Genomic DNA, 16,172 nt, shown 5'->3' with positions numbered 1-16,172 from the left:
CCTTGCAGAAACATGGCAGTTAAATTTTGGGGCTGTGTCCCGTTCAAACAATAAAGGTAATAGCATGAGCAACGAATTAAAAACTCAAGTTGTTGTACTAGGCGGTGGTCCTGGTGGTTACTCTGCGGCTTTTCGCGCTGCTGACTTGGGCTTAGAAGTTACATTAGTAGAATCTCGCGAGACATTAGGCGGTGTATGTCTTAATGTTGGTTGTATTCCTTCTAAAGCACTTTTACACGTAGCTAAAGTGATTGATGATGCTGCAGAAATGTCATCTCACGGCGTTACTTTTGGCGCACCAAAAATTGACTTAGATGAAGTTCGTTCTTGGAAAGAGTCTGTTGTTGGCCAGCTTACAGGTGGCTTAGACGGCATGGCTAAAATGCGTAAAGTAAAAGTTGTTTCTGGTTACGGTAAATTCACTGGTAGCAATACTTTAGACGTTGAAGGTGCCGACGGTAAAACAACCATTACTTTTGATAACGCAATTATTGCTGCGGGTTCTAAACCTGTAAACTTACCTTTCATCCCAGAAGATGATCGCGTTATTGATTCAACGGGTGCGCTAGAGCTTAAAGATGTTCCTGAAAAACTACTTGTTTTAGGTGGTGGTATTATCGGTCTAGAAATGGGTACGGTTTACCGTGCACTAGGTTCTGCAATTGATGTTGTAGAATTTGCAGACCAACTTGTTCCTGCTGCTGATAAAGACATCATTAAAATTTACCAAAAGCATGTTAAAGACAAGTTTAACGTGATGCTTTCAACTAAAGTAACTGGCGTTGAAGCAAAAGACGACGGTTTATATGTTACGTTTGAAGGCAAAAATGCACCAGCAGAGCCAGTACGTTACGACAAAGTACTTGTTGCTGTAGGTCGTACACCAAATGGTAACATGTTAGACGCTGATAAAGCGGGTGTGAATGTTGATGAGCGTGGTTTTATTAACGTTGATAAGCAATTACGTACTAACGTAGAACATATTTTTGCAATTGGTGACTTAGTGGGTCAGCCTATGCTTGCGCATAAAGCGGTTCATGAAGGTCATGTTGCTGCTGAAGTTATCTCTGGTCAAAAACATTACTTTGATCCTAAGTGTATTCCTTCAATTGCTTACACTGACCCTGAAATTGCATGGGCGGGTGTAACTGAAAAAGAAGCCAAAGAGCAAGGTTTAAGCATTGAAACAGCAGTATTCCCTTGGGCTGCATCGGGTCGTGCAATTGCCTCTTCACGTACTGAAGGTTCTACTAAGCTTATTTTTGATAAAGAGAGCGGCCGTATTATCGGTGGTGCTATGATTGGTATTAACGCAGGCGAAATGCTGGGCGAAATCGGTCTAGGTATTGAAATGGGTGCAGATGGTGAAGACCTAGCGCTAACAATTCATGCTCACCCAACATTGAACGAATCAATCGGCCTTGCAGCTGAAATTTTTGAAGGTTCAATCACTGATTTACCAAACAAAAAAGCAGTTAAAAAGAAGAAGTAATTTAACTTTTTAATTTAGTTTTTAAAAACCCAGCTTTTGCTGGGTTTTTGTTTTTATAGCCGCCAATTCAAAAATAGATAAAACAAAACTAGCTTTTGTTGGTATCGTTTTTTATTTTGAGCTGATAGCTGATAGCTGATAGCTGATAGCTGATAGCTGATAGCTGATAGCTGATAGCTGATAGCTGATAGCTGATAGCTGATAGCTGATAGCTGATAGCTGATAGCTGATAGCAGATAGCAGATAGCAGATATCTATTCCCTTTTATTTTAGCTACAATGCGCAGCCATCAATTTATAGGTAATAAACCACAGTGACTCAAGGTTTCAAAAATTCAGTTTTAGCGTTACGTGCCCAGCAAATAAGTGAATCTCGACGCGAGTTTAATGCCCGGGGCGGTAAGATGGACCGCTGTGAGCAATGCTTAATTGCCAAGCATTACTGTATTTGTGAGGGCGCTGAGTACGCAAGTTGCGACGCTGCGGTTTGTTTACTGATGTATCATAATGAAAGTTTTAAACCGTCTAATACAGGGCGTTTAATTGCTGAAATAGTCCCTGATAATTATGCGTTTCGCTGGGATAGAACCTCCCCAGATCCTGCCTTATTAGCACTGTTAAGTAATGAACAGTATCAACCTTTTGTGATTTTTCCTGCAGAAGATGTTGAAACAGATAGAGTAGTAACGCAAGTGGAGCCTGTTGCAGGTAAAACGCCTTTATTTATATTCTTAGATGGTACATGGCGTGAAGCTAAAAAAATGATCCGCAAAAGTCCTTATCTAGATAATTTGCCCGTGCTTTCTATTACCGCACAAAAGCTCTCAGATTACCGATTACGTGTAGCACCCCATGCTCACCAGTTGGGTACGGCAGAAGTGGCTATTATGGTATTGGCATTAGCGAATGAGGTTGATGCGAGTACTAAATTAGAACAGCATTTTATCAAATTTCGCGACGCCTATTTACTCGGTAAGCGCAACAAAGGCAGGCCGGAATAAACTGCAAGATGTTGATACGAAAAAGCTGGATTTAATGCTTGTTCATAGTTTGAATGTATATAATCTCGGCTGACCGCTGATTTTCAGGCAAAAGAAAAGCGCGAACCATCTCTAGTCGCGCTTGCGGAATCTTCTAACTTTGTTGCATCCTGCAATTGAACCTAATCAACTCCAATTTTACGATCCGTGTTATTACAATATTACTTTCTAGTTCTATGTAATATAGGCTATCCGGGCCTGTCTCCATAAATCCCTAAAACATCCTGTAAGGTAAAATCTATTACCAATCCTTATTGCACATCCGAGTGCATTCCTTTTGCTACCATTCCGTTGTGTTGCCTTAATGGCCTGTCCGTCTTATTCCCTATCCTTTAGCAACAACTTTTCCGTGTTGTTATCCATTACGCATCATCTTGATGCTATCCCTTATGCAACATTCCATTGCGATACTCATCCTGAGCCTGTCCTTAAATCCCTGTTATCCTAAAAACCAAACCTTGGTATTCGAGTAGTTAGTCCGTTTCCATTTACTCGGTAAGCGTCGTTGCTTATTTATGGGTTAATTATAGAGAGTGATTTGCAGTAAATGTAGGATAAAACCGCTTATGGTTTTGGTTCTTACAAATGAAATATTTTTAAATTATATAAAATACAATAACTTGCTATGTTTTTGTGGTGTTATACAGAGTGTTTTTACTCATTAGCTGTCATAAGCGTAAGAGATGTCTTACAAGGGGTTTCTTTTTTGGGCGTATTTATCACGAAGTGATTATATAAAGTGTGCACTTTTTAGTTCATCGCGGTAAAATTAATGATAATAATTATTAGTTAGGTAAGACAATATGAAAAAAACACTCGCGCTTGTTGTTGGGTTAATTGCCTCAGCACCGGCTGTTGCAACCGATGTTGTGAATATTTACTCATTTCGACAACCTTTTTTAATTAAACCTATTTTAGACGATTTTACACAGCAAACGGGCATTAAAACCAATGTGGTGTTTGCTAAAAAAGGCTTAATAGAACGTGTTAAGCGTGAAGGTAAACACAGCAAAGCCGATTTAGTTTTAACCTCAAACTTTAGTGCTTTAATTCAATTAGAAGAGCTAAATCTTACGCAAACCATAGAAAGCGAGCTGGTTAATAATAATGTCCCGGCGGCATTTCGTGATGGCGATGGTCAGTGGGTAGCGCTCACTAAGCGCGTGCGTAATGTTTACTCTTCAAAAGAGCGTTTAGGCGCATTGCCTAACCTTACCTACGAAGCGCTTGCTGAGCCGCAATACAAAGGACAAATTTGTACTCGTTCTGGCAAACACCCATATAACTTAGGCCTTGTAGCTTCTATGATCGCTCATCATGGTGAAGCACAGACGAAAACATGGCTTGAGGGTGTAAAAGCTAATTTAGCGCGTAAACCTCAAGGTAACGATCGAGCGCAAGTTAAAGCGGTTAAAGAAGGTTTATGTAATTTAGCCTTAGGTAATAGTTATTACTTGGGCAAAATGTTGCAAGATGAAGCGCAAAAACCATGGGCTGAAGCCGTTCATATTAACTTTCCAAATCAAACTGACCGAGGATCACATATAAATGTATCGGGTGCGGTTATTACTAAGTATGCTAAAAACCCTGAAAATGCCTTGAAACTCATAGAGTATATGACAGACAATAAGGCGCAAAATATGTATGCCTCGCTCAATATGGAGTATCCGGTTAAGCCAGGTGTGAAACTTTCTAGTTTGGTTGCATCATGGGGAAGCTTTAAGGAAGACAGCTTACCGCTTGATGAAATTAGCAAATATCGTCCGTTAGCCCTTAAGCTAATTGATGAGGTGAAGTTCGATCTTTAATGACTTATAAATTTCAGCTGTCAAAATGGCAGCTTATTGCGTGGTCGACGGGGTTATTGCTGTCGACCCCGTTGTTTTTCCTACTATTAGAATCTTTACAAGGCGACTCAGAGGTATTTACCCACCTGTGGAATACCGTACTGTGGGACTATATAAGCAATACCGTATTACTTGTTTTAGGTGTAGGGCTGCTTAGTTGCGCCATTGCATTGCCGCTGGGTTGGTTAACCGCTTATTGCCGTTTTCCTGGTAAAAAACAATTTGAATGGGCACTGATGCTGCCTCTTGCCATGCCTACTTATATTATTGCTTATGTGTACACCGATTTACTCGATTATGCGGGGCCGGTACAAATAACTCTAAGAGAGTGGTTTGGTTGGCAGTCGCCAAGTGATTACTGGTTTTTTGATATACGCACCTTACCAGGGGCTATTGTTATGATTGCGCTGGTACTCTACCCGTATTTATATTTAATTTTTAAAACTGCACTGCGAGAACAATCTTTTAAGTTAGTCCAAGCCAGTCAGTTAATGGGGCTAAATGCATGGAAAAGCTTTTTTAAAGTCAGCCTTGTATTATCCCGTGGTGCCATTGTAGCGGCACTTGCTTTGATCAGCATGGAAACCATGGCTGATTTTGCCACTGTAAGCTATTTTGCTGTCAGTACATTAACCACTGCCGTATACGATACTTGGTTTGGCTATTATTCATTAACTGCAGCAGCAAAAATTTCAGGGGTGATGTTGTTATTGCTGTTTTTAGCATTGATCACCGAGCGTTTTAGCCGTCGTAACCAAGCGGTATTTGAGCGTCAATCGAGCGTGAACAGCGAGGCGCTTTATATCCTCAAAGGCAAATCTGCGTGGCTAGCAACGGGGTTTTGTAGCTTTATTTTAATTATTTCGTTTATTATTCCAATGGTTGTATTGCTCAAATACGCGGTTATGTATTTTGATCAAGCGTGGAATAGTGAGTTTTTTAGCTATGCATGGCAAAGTTTAAAAGTGGCGGCTGTAGTCAGTGTGGTGACTATTATACTGAGTGTTTTAGTGGTGTTTTATCAGCGCATTGCTAAACAAACAAATCCATTAATACCCGGGCGTTTGGCCAGTACGGGCTATGCGTTACCCGGCACAGTATTAGCGATAGCGGTATTGTTGCCACTCACCCTATTAGAAAATACTATCAACCGCACTTTAGCTCCTTATGATTTAGATATTGGTTTATTACTTACTGGTAGCTTACTCACTATTATTTTTGCTTATATAGTGCGGTTTTACGCCGTTGCACACGGAGCTATTGAGTCGAGCTTTTCACGCATTAGTCCCTCCCTTGATATGGCAAGCCAGTCAATGGGAAAAAGCCAAGGGCGCACATTACGCTTAGTGCACTTACCTTTATTACGCCGAGGCTTATTAACCGCCGGTTTATTGGTCTTTATCGAGTGTATGAAAGAGCTACCCGCAGCTTTGTTGTTAAGGCCTTTTGATTTTGAAAGCTTAGCAACTCATGTGTTTCAGTATGTAAGCGATGAACAATTAGAGCTGGCCTCTATATCGGCTTTGTTTATTGTGGTGGTGGGGTTTATTCCGTTATATTTTATTAACCGTTCAATGGAGCAACGTAGCTAAATGAGTAGTTTGATTTTACAAGGCGTGAGCTATGCATATAACGGGACTAAGGTGATAGATAATTTAGATTTAACCTTAGGTAAAGACGAAATAGTGTGTTTACTCGGTGCCAGTGGCTGCGGTAAAACGACCACATTAAAAGCGATTGCAGGTTTAATTGAGGCCAAACAAGGGCAGGTATTTATTGATGGTAAGCTAGTCAGTGATGCTAATACGTTTGTTTCACCAGAGCATCGTAATATTGGCATGATGTTTCAGGACTATGCGTTATTTCCGCATTTAACGGTGGCTAATAATATTGCGTTTGGGCTAAGCGGCATGAGCAAAGCAGATAAACACGCACGCGTTAGTGAAATGCTAAAGCTGGTACATTTGGTGGGCTGCGCCGATAGGTACCCTCATCAACTCTCTGGTGGGCAACAACAACGAGTAGCGATTGCACGCGCATTAGCTTATAAACCTAGCTTACTGTTACTTGACGAGCCATTTTCTAATATTGATACCCAAGTACGATTTGAGTTAATTGCCGACATTAGGCGCATTATTAAGGCGCAGCAAGTATCGGCTGTGTTTGTTACTCACTCAAAAGAAGAGGCGTTTGCTTTTTCAGATACACTTGCGGTTATGCACCAAGGTAAAATTGCGCAGCAAGGTACGCCAGAACAGCTTTTTGCTAAACCACGTTCAAAGGAGGTTGCAGAGTTTCTGGGTCAGGGCATATACTTAAGCGCAACCGTATTAACCGCCACTGAATATCAAACGCAGTTTGGGGTGGTTGAATCAATACAGCCACAGCAGTATGGCGTGGCCGATAAGGGCGTTATTTATGTGCGTCCGCATCAACTTGAACTTGCTAGTAATAACGATACTCAACAGCAATCTGAGCGGGTTAGTATATTAAGTAGTCGCTTTATTGGCTCTGCTTATGTATACACTGTGGTTATTGCTGAGCAAGAAATAGAAGTTGCAGCCCAGTATGGCCAGTCATTTGAAATTAATGAACAGGTTATAATAAAAATAAAACCGCACACGGTGAATTTTTTTGAATCGTAATTAATCGCTGTGTTTTGCTCTAAAAAGTAAGGAATAACAATGGCGCAAGCGCAATCAGGGATTTGTGCTGAAGCAAACTTACACGGTTTGCACTTATTTTTTAATGTACTTGATGGTCACGACGAATCACTTCGCGCTAAGCTTAAAAAAGTGAGCGATATTGAAGATGAGTTTAGTGATCAGTTCTCTGAATCTATGCTTTCTTGTATGGTCGCCATTGGCGCGCAATATTGGCCACACATTCTGCCCGATTATATGCCAAGTGAGCTGCAAAGCTTTCCTAATATTACCCATAGCGATTTTGTGATGAGTGCAAGGCCTTGCGATTTATTTGTGCAAATCCGCTCAGACAGAGAAGATGTGAACCACCTGTTTGCATTGCAAATATTAAAACTTTTCAACCCTGATGTTGAGCTGGTGGAGCAAATTCGTAATTTTCGTTTTCTAGATGGCCGTGATTTTAATGGTTTTATTTATGCCGGTGATACACCGCATGGTCGTCAAAAACGGGTTACGGCCCTCGTTAATAAGCCTGATAGCTTTGAAGATCAAGGCAGCTATATTCATGTTCAGCGCTATAAGCATGACTTAACGTTATGGCAGCACTTGTCGTTGCAAGAACAAGAACAAATAATGGGGCGTACTCGTCTCGACAATACCCTAATAAGCCCCGCACTTGAAAGCAGCCATGCAACCCGAAGTGAATTAAAAGATGAACAGGGGCAAGCATTATTACTAAATCAAAGTATGCCTTATGGCGACGTGTATGAGCAGGGGATGTTAATGATTACGTGCTCGGCTAAAGGGGATGCGTTCGAGAAAGTACTCAATAGCCGATTAGGGCAGGGGGAGTATTACGACCATTGGCTTGATTTTACTCAAGCAGATATGGGCTCTGCGTTTTTTGCACCCTCAGTGCGATTTCTAAAGCAGCTATAAAACAAGCCAGTAACGGCTACGTATTAGTATAGCCGTAACAGTGATAACCGAACGAGTTTAAACCGTATCAAACAAAATACGCACACGCTCTAGTGTGAGGTCTATTTCTGATACTTTCGCTGGCGCAATAAAAATAGTGTCATCGCCGGCAATTGTTCCTAATACGCCATCCGCTTTACCTAATGAGTCAAGTAAACGGGCAATTAGCTGCGCAGCGCCTGGGCTGGTGCGAATAATAATCATCATTTCGTTATGCATAATGTCAATAACTAACTGGCGTAACGGGCTTTTAGCGGTTGGTACACCCATTTCGGCAGGTAAACAGTACACCATTTCTTGTTTTGCATTGCGGGTACGTACCGCGCCAAACTTACTTAACATCCGCGACACTTTACTTTGGCTAATATTATCAAAGCCTTGTTCTTTTAATGCGTCAACTATTTCGCCTTGTGAGCCAAAATTCTCTTCTTTTAAAAGTGCTTTAAAGGCTTTTACCAATGCTTCTTGTTTGTCTTGTGGTTGCATAGTGTCTAATTAGTTATGTTGTCGATACTGCAAATTCTACACAAAAATGCATATTTATGCAGCAGTTGTTTAGGTTTTGCTGCGTTTAAACAGCAAACTTTACAACTATGGTCGAAAATATAGCTAAAATAGGCAGGATAAATTTGTTTTTAGTCGCTAATTTCTTTATCTTATAAACCACAAATATTTCCTTCCTCAAATCACGGAGAATTCCAATGAAAGTTGCTGTATTAGGTGCTGCAGGTGGTATCGGTCAAGCGTTGTCTTTATTATTAAAAACAGGCTTACCAGCTGGTTCAGAATTATCACTATATGATGTTGCGCCAGTAGTTCCTGGTGTTGCTGTTGACCTTTCTCATATCCCAACAGATGTAAAAGTTGAAGGTTTTGGTGCAGATGCACTAGATAAAGCATTAACAGGTTGTGATATTGTTTTAATCCCAGCGGGTATGCCACGTAAGCCAGGTATGGATCGTGCAGATTTATTTAATGTTAACGCTGGTATCATTAAAACATTAGCAGAAGGTATTGTTGCTAACTGCCCTAAAGCGCTTGTAGGTATTATCACTAATCCTGTTAATGGAACTGTACCGATTGTTGCTGAAGTATTCAAAAAAGCAGGTACTTACGATGCTAAGCGTGTATTTGGTATTACAACACTTGATGTGATCCGTTCTGAAGCGTTTATTGCTGAACTTAAAGGCGTAGACGTAGCAAGTGTTAAAGTACCAGTGATTGGTGGCCACTCAGGCACAACCATTCTACCGTTACTTTCTCAAGTTGAAGGTGTTACTTTCACTGATGAAGAAGTAGCTACACTAACTCCTCGTATCCAAAACGCAGGTACTGAAGTAGTTAATGCTAAAGCGGGCGGTGGTTCTGCAACATTATCTATGGGTGCTGCTGCAGCACGTTTTTGTATGTCTTTAGTTAAAGGCTTACAAGGTGAAGACGTTGTAGATTATGCATACGTTGCTGTTGAAAATGGCGATGCAGAGTACTTTGCACACCCAGTACGTTTAGGCAAAAATGGCGTAGAAGAAATTCTTTCTTACGGCACTTTAAGCGCATTTGAAGAGCAAGCTAAAAATGACATGCTTGAAACGCTGAAAAAAGATATCAAAGAAGGTGTTGATTTTATGGCGTAATAGCCAAAATTAACCCATAAAAAAGCCTGCATTTGCAGGCTTTTTTATTGCTCGGAATTATCTACACAGTATTACTTAGTGGTCGCGGTCAACCCTTAGTGGTCGCGGTCAACCGCTATTCTAGCTAAACTAATTAGTGCTTGCTTATAACTCGACTCAGCTAAGCAATCTAAACAGGCAATTGCTTTATTAGCTTCTTGCTCGGCTTTTTCCATTGTGAACTCAAGGGCATTGGTATGTTTAAGTGCAGCCAGTATCTCGTCAAGGTGCTCCATACCATTACAGTGCTCAATAGCGTCTCTTATTAACTGTGTTTGATGCTCACTACCGTGTTGCATTGCATATATAAGAGGTAACGTCGGCTTACCTTCAGCTAAATCGTCGCCAATGTTTTTACCAAGTTGGTCGGCATCAGCGTTGTAATCTAAAACATCATCCACTAACTGAAAAGCAGTACCTAAATGCATGCCATACAAATTAAGTGCCTCTAGTACAGTATCGTCTTGCTCAGTAATAATGGCCGCAAGACCCGTCGCTGCTTCAAATAGCTTGGCGGTTTTAGAATAAATAACCTGCATATAACTGGCTTCAGTGGTATCAGGGTCGTTGCAGTTCATTAATTGCAGCACTTCACCTTCAGCAATAATGTTGGTTGCATCAGCCAGTACTTGCATTATTTGCATTTTACCAAGACCCACCATTAGCTGAAACGAGCGGGTGTAAATAAAATCACCCACCAGTACGCTAGCAGCATTACCAAACTCAGCATTTGCTGTAGGTGTGCCACGGCGCAAATTAGATTCATCTACAACATCATCATGTAAAAGCGTTGCGGTATGAATAAATTCAATAATAGTTGCTAGCGTAATGTGATCTTTGCCTTGATAACCTAGCGCTTTAGCCGCCAAAATAGCCAACATAGGGCGAACACGTTTGCCACCGCTGTTAACAATATACAAACCAAGTTGATTAACTAACGCCACATCTGAGCGCATTTGCGCATGTATTAGTTGATTGACGTCATTCATATCGCTTTCGATTAACGCCTGGATAGCTTTTATATCCATTGATCTCCGAGCCAATTTTAATGTGTGAACGGCGCAGATTGTACAACAAAAAATGCATTAGCTCGATATTTTGTGATGATTCCTTAAAAAAACACCCTTAAGTAGGTTAAATGACCTATTAACCTTGTGAATAATTGATTAAACACCCTGGTTTAATTTTGAATCACCCTTGGCGGTTAATTGAACTACATAGGCTCGCTTTGCTCTTGCTAATTTATTTTCTGTAACCGTTAAAAAGCGCTTGGCAAAGGGGGATTTTAATATAAAATAGGGGAAATATTGAATTGCTCTCAATGCAGCTACTTTTTATTCATTTAATTACAAAAAGAGGCTTGCTAGTTTTTACGCATTAGCGTAAACTTCGCGCCCTATTGAAGAATATTTTAGTTGCGTCGATTTGAGGGCGCACAGACGGAGTTAATTATGTACGCGGTTTTCCAAAGTGGTGGTAAACAGCACCGTGTGACTGAAGGTCAAACAATTCGTCTTGAGAAATTAGACGTTGAAACTGGTGCAGCAGTTGAATTTGATTCAGTACTTTTAGTTGCTGATGGTGAGAAGATCGAGATTGGTGTACCGTTCGTAAACGGTGGTAAAGTAACAGCTGAGGTTGTTTCACACGGTCGCGGTGAGAAGATTAAGGTTGTTAAATTTAGACGCCGTAAGCATTCTCGTAAGCAAATGGGCCATCGTCAATGGTTCACAGAAGTTAAAATCACTGGCATTAGCGCTTAATTAGAGGTACTTAGAAATGGCACATAAAAAAGCAGCTGGTAGTACTCGTAACGGTCGCGATTCAGAAAGCAAACGCCTAGGTGTTAAGCGTTTTGGTGGCGAATCAGTTCTAGCGGGTAGCATCATTGTTCGTCAGCGTGGAACTCGTTTCCACCCAGGCGCAAACGTAGGTATCGGTAAAGACCACACTATCTTCGCAAAAGCAGATGGTAAAGTTCAGTTTGAACAAAAAGGTCCTTTAAACCGTAAATACGTAACTATCGTAGCTGAGTAATCAGTAAGGTAGTTAAAAAACCCCGCCTTTGCGGGGTTTTTTGTTTTAAGCATATTTAAATATATACCCAAGTGTTTTTATGCTCAGTGTGCTCTATAGGCCACTTAGGTATATAATAGAGTTATTAACAAGCCAATCCCTAAAGTGAGTAATCATGAAGTTTGTAGATGAAGTAGAAATTCGCGCAGAAGCTGGTGACGGTGGCAGCGGCATCGTGTCTTTTCGTCGTGAGAAATATGTTCCAGATGGTGGACCTGATGGCGGTGACGGTGGAGACGGTGGTAGTGTTTATCTACAAGCTGATGAAAACTTAAATACCCTTATTGACTATCAATTTGAGCGTTTTCACAGAGCAGAACGCGGTACAAACGGTCAAAGCCGTAATTGTACGGGTAAAAAAGGTGAAGACCTGATCGTTAAAGTGCCTGTTGGTACACGTATTATTGATGTTGATACACAAGAATCATTAGGGGATTTAACCCAAGATGGTCAACGAATTGTGGTTGCAAAAGGCGGTTTCCATGGCTTGGGGAATGCGCGTTTTAAATCAAGTACTAATCGTGCTCCACGTCAAAAAACACTTGGCACACCGGGTGAAGTACGTAACCTTAAGTTAGAGCTAATGCTACTGGCTGATGTCGGCTTACTAGGCTTACCAAATGCAGGTAAATCAACCTTTATCCGCAGTGTGTCAGCTGCAAAACCTAAAGTAGCTGATTATCCATTTACTACGCTGATTCCTAACTTAGGGGTTGTTCGTCCTGAAGCAAACAAATCATTTGTAATTGCTGATATTCCAGGTTTGATTGAAGGCGCGTCAGAGGGTGCGGGATTAGGTATTCGCTTCTTAAAGCATTTAGAGCGTTGTCGTGTGCTTTTACATATTATAGATGTAATGCCAGTTGATGGCTCTAACCCTGTTGATAATGCATTTGCAATCATCAACGAGCTACACCAGTACAGCCCTAAGCTTGCTAAAAAGCCACGCTGGTTAGTATTTAATAAAATTGATTTATTGCCTGAAGATGAAGCCAAAGCCTTATGTGAGCAAATTGCAGAAGAGTTGGGTGAGTCTGAAAATATTTACAGTATTGCTGCAATTAATAAATTAAATACGCAGCCATTAATTCACGACATCATGACGCTACTTGATAACATGCCTAAAGAGAAGTTTGTTGAAGTGGCAGACGAAGAGGTTGAATTTAAGTGGGATACCTACCATCAAAAAGCCACTAAAGGCGATGATGATGACTGGGATGATTGGGATGAAGATGATTACGACGTAGAAGTTGTCTACGAGCGTTAATAATTGTTTATATTTAAAAGGAGCTAACGCTCCTTTTTCTTTGATTAATAATAAAGTATTGGGTATTTAGTGTGATAATTTCAATGATTGCAGCAATGGCAAATAACCGTGTCATTGGCTTAGATAATAAAATGCCATGGCATTTACCTGGTGACCTTCAGCACTTTAAAAAAGTAACCTCTGGTAAACCCGTTATTATGGGGCGCAAAACATTTGAATCAATAGGCCGACCGTTACCTGGGCGACGTAATATTATTATTACTCGTAATAAAGACTATCACGCATCAGGAATTGAAACAGTAACCACACCAGAAGCTGCACTTGAGCTTGTTAATGATGTTGCAGAGGTGATGATAATTGGTGGCGGAAACATCTACCAGCAGTTTTTAGCGCAGGCGCAGCGCTTGTATTTAACCTTTATAGACTTAGATGTTGAAGGGGATACACAATTTCCTGATTATAAAAGTGTTGCAAACTGGCAAATTGAAGATGAAATGTTGATGACGCCCGATGATAAAAATAAATATAGTTATAAGTTCGTAACTTTGAATAAAGTTTCTTAACATTATTGCGAAAATCTGAGCGTGTTGGTACAATATTAAACAGTCGAGTACGAAAAAAGTATTAATATAGGGTGTCCAATCAATGATTAAATTACCAAAGCTAGTTGTAATTGCTGCTATTGCAGCGGGTTCGTTCGCTTATACTGCGCCTGTAAGCGCTGATGATCAGTTAGCTGTTTCAGTCTGTGAATACATTGCCGCTGATGATAAAAATCGTCTGCGTAGCAAACTAAAAAGTTCACGTGTGAAAGTACGTAATATCTATGATGCAGTTTTCTGTAATGGTAACAACTTATTGCGTCACGCTGTTGCAAGTAATGCGGTTGATACGGGTGAGTACATTGTTAAAAACTTATCAAAAAGCTCACTTGAAGATGGCGCAGATATCGCTTGGGCTGAGGCAAATCATGCTGGTTCAGCTTTAATCCCTATTATTAAAGACCGCGCAGGCCTTTAATTAAAAGCTTAATTTAAAAAAACCGCGTTTATACGCGGTTTTTTATTAGTTACTTAAAACATCCTTCTATTGAGTCTTTATCTATCTCTCAATACACCTGACTATTACCCTAATTAAGTCTTTTACATAAAAATGTCATAAAAATTCAATACTCTGTATGAATGTCACTTTTGAGATATGTTTATGCGTGTATCATTTTTTACCCGTCTTTTAGCTATTTTATTAACGTTAGCCAGTGTGTTGCTCGCCGCTACCTTGTTATGGGCAAGTCATACATTACTAAAAATTCAACAACAAGATATTGCTTATAGCCAATTAAAAAATACCATAATGGTCGATCTTGCTGGCCTTTTAGAAGACTACTTGGCACGAGGCAATAGCCAATACCTGACGCAATCTTCAGCTTTAATTGAGCAACTTAAAGCGCAGCAGCTAACTGTACTTCCCTCTGAGTTAGAAGTGCGCCTTTCAACACAGCTATTTTCACTAAATAAAGACATTAACGGTAAATACAGAGCACTAGGAAAGCTCTCAGGTAACGAAACTGCGCTTTTAGACAATGCTCTGAGACAAATGGCGGGCTCAGCGTCATCGCTTATAAATTATGTACAAAAAGCATCAACTCAAAGTAGTCATGCTCTAAGCTACAATAAGTTGGCGAGTGATTATTATAGTGAAGTGGTTAATTTATCTTTATCGACCTATCAACTGCTAAATGATTACCAGACTGAAATTGAAAAAAGCCTGCAACAAAGCGTAAAAAATTTAAACTTACTCGCTGCAAAAATTGCACAGTTGCCTAATTTAGGAGTGATGACTGAGGTTGATGAATTTGCTTTATTTGTAGATGAGGAGCCAGAGGATTTGGCTGCTGATATAAAAGCGGAGTTGGTTAGTTGGCCTAAGCGCTATTTACGTGATTTAAGCAGTACTTTATCGCAAGCAAAGCAGCGTAATTCTGGAACGAATGAGTTACGTAAACAAATTAGCGTGTTATCAAAAACAGTGATTGAGGCAGAGCAAACATTAAAAGCGCAGCAAGATACCGTTAAACAACAAGTATTTTGGGTGTTTGGAATTGCAATAGGTGGTTTAGTAATATTAGCTTTTGGTGTTTATTGGGTGCAACGTAAACAGGTTTTACAGCCTTTGCGGCAACTGCGAGATGGGTTTGCATTTTTAATCGAAAGTAATGAGTTAAAAAATATTACAGTGAATAATCCTAAAACAGAGGTTGGTGAAATAGCGCAGTATTTTAACCAGTTAATTGAGCGCCAGCGTCTGGAGGCGCAAGAAAGAGCGAGTATGCTTGGTGTCGTTAGTGACTTCATGGAGCAAATGAGTGAGCATTTAGAAAAAATAGGGTCAAAAAGCGCGACTAGCTACGAACAAGTTGTTAAAAATGAAAGTTTACTAGTAAATATTCAACACATAGGTGAGCAGGTTAATCATATTAACGCTCAAGCTGCTGAAAATGCTCAAAGTACTTATGAGGCAATGCAGCAAAGTGTTGGTTTTGCTAAAAATATGCTTAATGCGAGTTCTGATACACAGCAACGTATTGAACAAGGTATGCACAGTGTGCAAGAGTTACTGAGCGGCGTACAAGGAGTGAGTAATATAATAACGGTTATTCGCACCATAGCTGAACAAACCAATTTATTAGCACTGAACGCTGCAATAGAATCAGCAAGGGCCGGTGAGCAAGGCCGAGGTTTTGCGGTGGTTGCTGATGAAGTAAGGCAATTAGCCATGCAAACCCAAGGTTCGTTAAAAGAGATTAACGATCAGCTGGCGTTATTAAGTGAGAACTCTCAAATGGTCTATTCACAAATTAATGCGTTAACTGAGGATGCACAGCTACAAACCGAAAATGCCCAAGAGCTTCAAGCAAACTCTGAAGGGGTCGCAAATAATGCTCAGCAGGCAAACACAGTTGCAGTTGAAGCAATGGAGCTTGCAAAACAGCAAAGCAATTTCCTTAGTGACTTTACCCAATCAATGCATAATATGAAAAGCCAAGTAAATGAGTCGAGTGAGTTGGTGTCTGATATTCGCTCGCAGCTAGAGCTGCAAATGGCAACAATTAGAAAGGGATTGGGTTTAGACAGTGATGCAGTTTAATCGCGGTATAA

General features: G+C 40.4%; 16 protein-coding genes. 13 read left to right on the top strand and 3 right to left on the bottom strand.

Annotation, left to right across the window (positions count from 1 at the left end; all coding sequences use genetic code 11):
• Nucleotides 1-64 precede the first annotated feature (64 nt).
• From lpdA to AAGD16_RS13155, 6 genes are all read left to right on the top strand, one after another.
• Nucleotides 65-1,492: a dihydrolipoyl dehydrogenase gene (lpdA, locus tag AAGD16_RS13180; protein ID WP_013465928.1), complete on the top strand. Its 1,428-nt coding sequence runs from the start codon at nucleotides 65-67 to the stop codon at nucleotides 1,490-1,492.
• A gap of 313 nt (nucleotides 1,493-1,805) precedes the next feature.
• The gene (locus AAGD16_RS13175; protein ID WP_377112287.1) at nucleotides 1,806-2,492 is read left to right on the top strand and encodes a tRNA-uridine aminocarboxypropyltransferase; all 687 of its coding nucleotides are present in this window, start codon (nucleotides 1,806-1,808) and stop codon (nucleotides 2,490-2,492) included.
• Nucleotides 2,493-3,334: 842 nt separating this feature from the next.
• Entirely contained in the window at nucleotides 3,335-4,339 is a 1,005-nt protein-coding gene (locus AAGD16_RS13170; protein WP_013465926.1) for a Fe(3+) ABC transporter substrate-binding protein, read from the top strand.
• A complete protein-coding gene (locus AAGD16_RS13165) occupies nucleotides 4,339-5,970 on the top strand; it encodes an iron ABC transporter permease (protein WP_013465925.1) in 1,632 nt (543 codons plus the stop codon). The genes AAGD16_RS13170 and AAGD16_RS13165 overlap by 1 nt, the downstream gene beginning before the upstream one ends.
• Nucleotides 5,971-7,023: an ABC transporter ATP-binding protein gene (locus tag AAGD16_RS13160; RefSeq protein WP_096038779.1), complete on the top strand. Its 1,053-nt coding sequence runs from the start codon at nucleotides 5,971-5,973 to the stop codon at nucleotides 7,021-7,023. It begins immediately after the preceding gene.
• A 39-nt stretch (nucleotides 7,024-7,062) separates the two neighbouring features.
• A complete protein-coding gene (locus AAGD16_RS13155; protein WP_013465923.1) occupies nucleotides 7,063-7,962 on the top strand; it encodes a Dyp-type peroxidase in 900 nt (299 codons plus the stop codon).
• 57 nt (nucleotides 7,963-8,019) lie between these two features.
• Here AAGD16_RS13155 and argR read toward each other — a convergent pair whose 3' ends face one another.
• Nucleotides 8,020-8,487, bottom strand: coding sequence for a transcriptional regulator ArgR (gene argR / locus AAGD16_RS13150; RefSeq protein ID WP_008114955.1), 468 nt, complete (start codon nucleotides 8,485-8,487; stop codon nucleotides 8,020-8,022).
• A gap of 215 nt (nucleotides 8,488-8,702) precedes the next feature.
• On the opposite strand from argR, the gene mdh reads away from it, so the two are divergent.
• Nucleotides 8,703-9,635, top strand: coding sequence for a malate dehydrogenase (mdh, locus tag AAGD16_RS13145; RefSeq protein WP_013465922.1), 933 nt, complete (start codon nucleotides 8,703-8,705; stop codon nucleotides 9,633-9,635).
• A 95-nt stretch (nucleotides 9,636-9,730) separates the two neighbouring features.
• Here the strand turns inward: mdh and ispB are convergent, their stop codons facing one another.
• Both ispB and AAGD16_RS13135 read right to left on the bottom strand, forming a co-directional pair.
• Nucleotides 9,731-10,702, bottom strand: coding sequence for an octaprenyl diphosphate synthase (ispB, locus tag AAGD16_RS13140; protein WP_138686861.1), 972 nt, complete (start codon nucleotides 10,700-10,702; stop codon nucleotides 9,731-9,733).
• 138 nt (nucleotides 10,703-10,840) lie between these two features.
• Nucleotides 10,841-10,996 carry a hypothetical protein gene (locus AAGD16_RS13135; protein WP_377112280.1) on the bottom strand — a complete coding sequence of 52 codons (156 nt, stop codon included), beginning with the start codon at nucleotides 10,994-10,996 and terminating at the stop codon, nucleotides 10,841-10,843.
• 129 nt (nucleotides 10,997-11,125) lie between these two features.
• Here AAGD16_RS13135 and rplU point away from each other — a divergent pair, with 129 nt between their 5' ends.
• The 6 genes from rplU (at nucleotide 11,126) to AAGD16_RS13105 (ending at nucleotide 16,161) form a co-directional block, all read left to right on the top strand.
• The gene (gene rplU, locus AAGD16_RS13130; protein WP_004587921.1) at nucleotides 11,126-11,437 is read left to right on the top strand and encodes a 50S ribosomal protein L21; all 312 of its coding nucleotides are present in this window, start codon (nucleotides 11,126-11,128) and stop codon (nucleotides 11,435-11,437) included.
• Between the two features lie 16 nt (nucleotides 11,438-11,453).
• Nucleotides 11,454-11,711, top strand: a complete 258-nt coding sequence (gene rpmA, locus AAGD16_RS13125; protein ID WP_008114963.1) for a 50S ribosomal protein L27 — start codon at nucleotides 11,454-11,456, stop codon at nucleotides 11,709-11,711.
• Nucleotides 11,712-11,865: 154 nt separating this feature from the next.
• The gene (gene cgtA / locus AAGD16_RS13120; protein WP_377112277.1) at nucleotides 11,866-13,017 is read left to right on the top strand and encodes an Obg family GTPase CgtA; all 1,152 of its coding nucleotides are present in this window, start codon (nucleotides 11,866-11,868) and stop codon (nucleotides 13,015-13,017) included.
• Nucleotides 13,018-13,088: 71 nt separating this feature from the next.
• Complete coding sequence (folA, locus tag AAGD16_RS13115; RefSeq protein WP_024601745.1) at nucleotides 13,089-13,580, top strand: type 3 dihydrofolate reductase; 492 nt, start codon at nucleotides 13,089-13,091, stop codon at nucleotides 13,578-13,580.
• 82 nt (nucleotides 13,581-13,662) lie between these two features.
• A complete protein-coding gene (locus tag AAGD16_RS13110) occupies nucleotides 13,663-14,037 on the top strand; it encodes a DUF3718 domain-containing protein (protein ID WP_013465918.1) in 375 nt (124 codons plus the stop codon).
• Between the two features lie 183 nt (nucleotides 14,038-14,220).
• A complete protein-coding gene (locus AAGD16_RS13105) occupies nucleotides 14,221-16,161 on the top strand; it encodes a methyl-accepting chemotaxis protein (protein WP_377112272.1) in 1,941 nt (646 codons plus the stop codon).
• The last annotated feature ends 11 nt before the right edge of the window (nucleotides 16,162-16,172 follow it).

Origin of the sequence: Pseudoalteromonas sp. M58, assembly GCF_042604605.1 — a bacterium.
GTDB classification, from domain to species: Bacteria; Pseudomonadota; Gammaproteobacteria; order Enterobacterales; family Alteromonadaceae; genus Pseudoalteromonas; species Pseudoalteromonas tetraodonis.
The sequence above is the reverse complement of the archived record's forward strand: the minus strand, read 5'-3'. Positions and strand labels throughout refer to the sequence as shown.

What these genes read in the sequence shown, in the direction of transcription:
- lpdA (WP_013465928.1), top strand. Translation starts at nt 65, where the DNA reads ATGAGCAACGAATTAAAAACTCAAGTTGTTGTACTAGGCGGTGGTCCT.
- AAGD16_RS13170 (WP_013465926.1), top strand. Translation starts at nt 3,335, where the DNA reads ATGAAAAAAACACTCGCGCTTGTTGTTGGGTTAATTGCCTCAGCACCG.
- AAGD16_RS13165 (WP_013465925.1), top strand. Translation starts at nt 4,339, where the DNA reads ATGACTTATAAATTTCAGCTGTCAAAATGGCAGCTTATTGCGTGGTCG.
- AAGD16_RS13160 (WP_096038779.1), top strand. Translation starts at nt 5,971, where the DNA reads ATGAGTAGTTTGATTTTACAAGGCGTGAGCTATGCATATAACGGGACT.
- AAGD16_RS13155 (WP_013465923.1), top strand. Translation starts at nt 7,063, where the DNA reads ATGGCGCAAGCGCAATCAGGGATTTGTGCTGAAGCAAACTTACACGGT.
- argR (WP_008114955.1), bottom strand. Translation starts at nt 8,487, where the DNA reads ATGCAACCACAAGACAAACAAGAAGCATTGGTAAAAGCCTTTAAAGCA.
- mdh (WP_013465922.1), top strand. Translation starts at nt 8,703, where the DNA reads ATGAAAGTTGCTGTATTAGGTGCTGCAGGTGGTATCGGTCAAGCGTTG.
- ispB (WP_138686861.1), bottom strand. Translation starts at nt 10,702, where the DNA reads ATGGATATAAAAGCTATCCAGGCGTTAATCGAAAGCGATATGAATGAC.
- rplU (WP_004587921.1), top strand. Translation starts at nt 11,126, where the DNA reads ATGTACGCGGTTTTCCAAAGTGGTGGTAAACAGCACCGTGTGACTGAA.
- rpmA (WP_008114963.1), top strand. Translation starts at nt 11,454, where the DNA reads ATGGCACATAAAAAAGCAGCTGGTAGTACTCGTAACGGTCGCGATTCA.
- cgtA (WP_377112277.1), top strand. Translation starts at nt 11,866, where the DNA reads ATGAAGTTTGTAGATGAAGTAGAAATTCGCGCAGAAGCTGGTGACGGT.
- AAGD16_RS13110 (WP_013465918.1), top strand. Translation starts at nt 13,663, where the DNA reads ATGATTAAATTACCAAAGCTAGTTGTAATTGCTGCTATTGCAGCGGGT.
- AAGD16_RS13105 (WP_377112272.1), top strand. Translation starts at nt 14,221, where the DNA reads ATGCGTGTATCATTTTTTACCCGTCTTTTAGCTATTTTATTAACGTTA.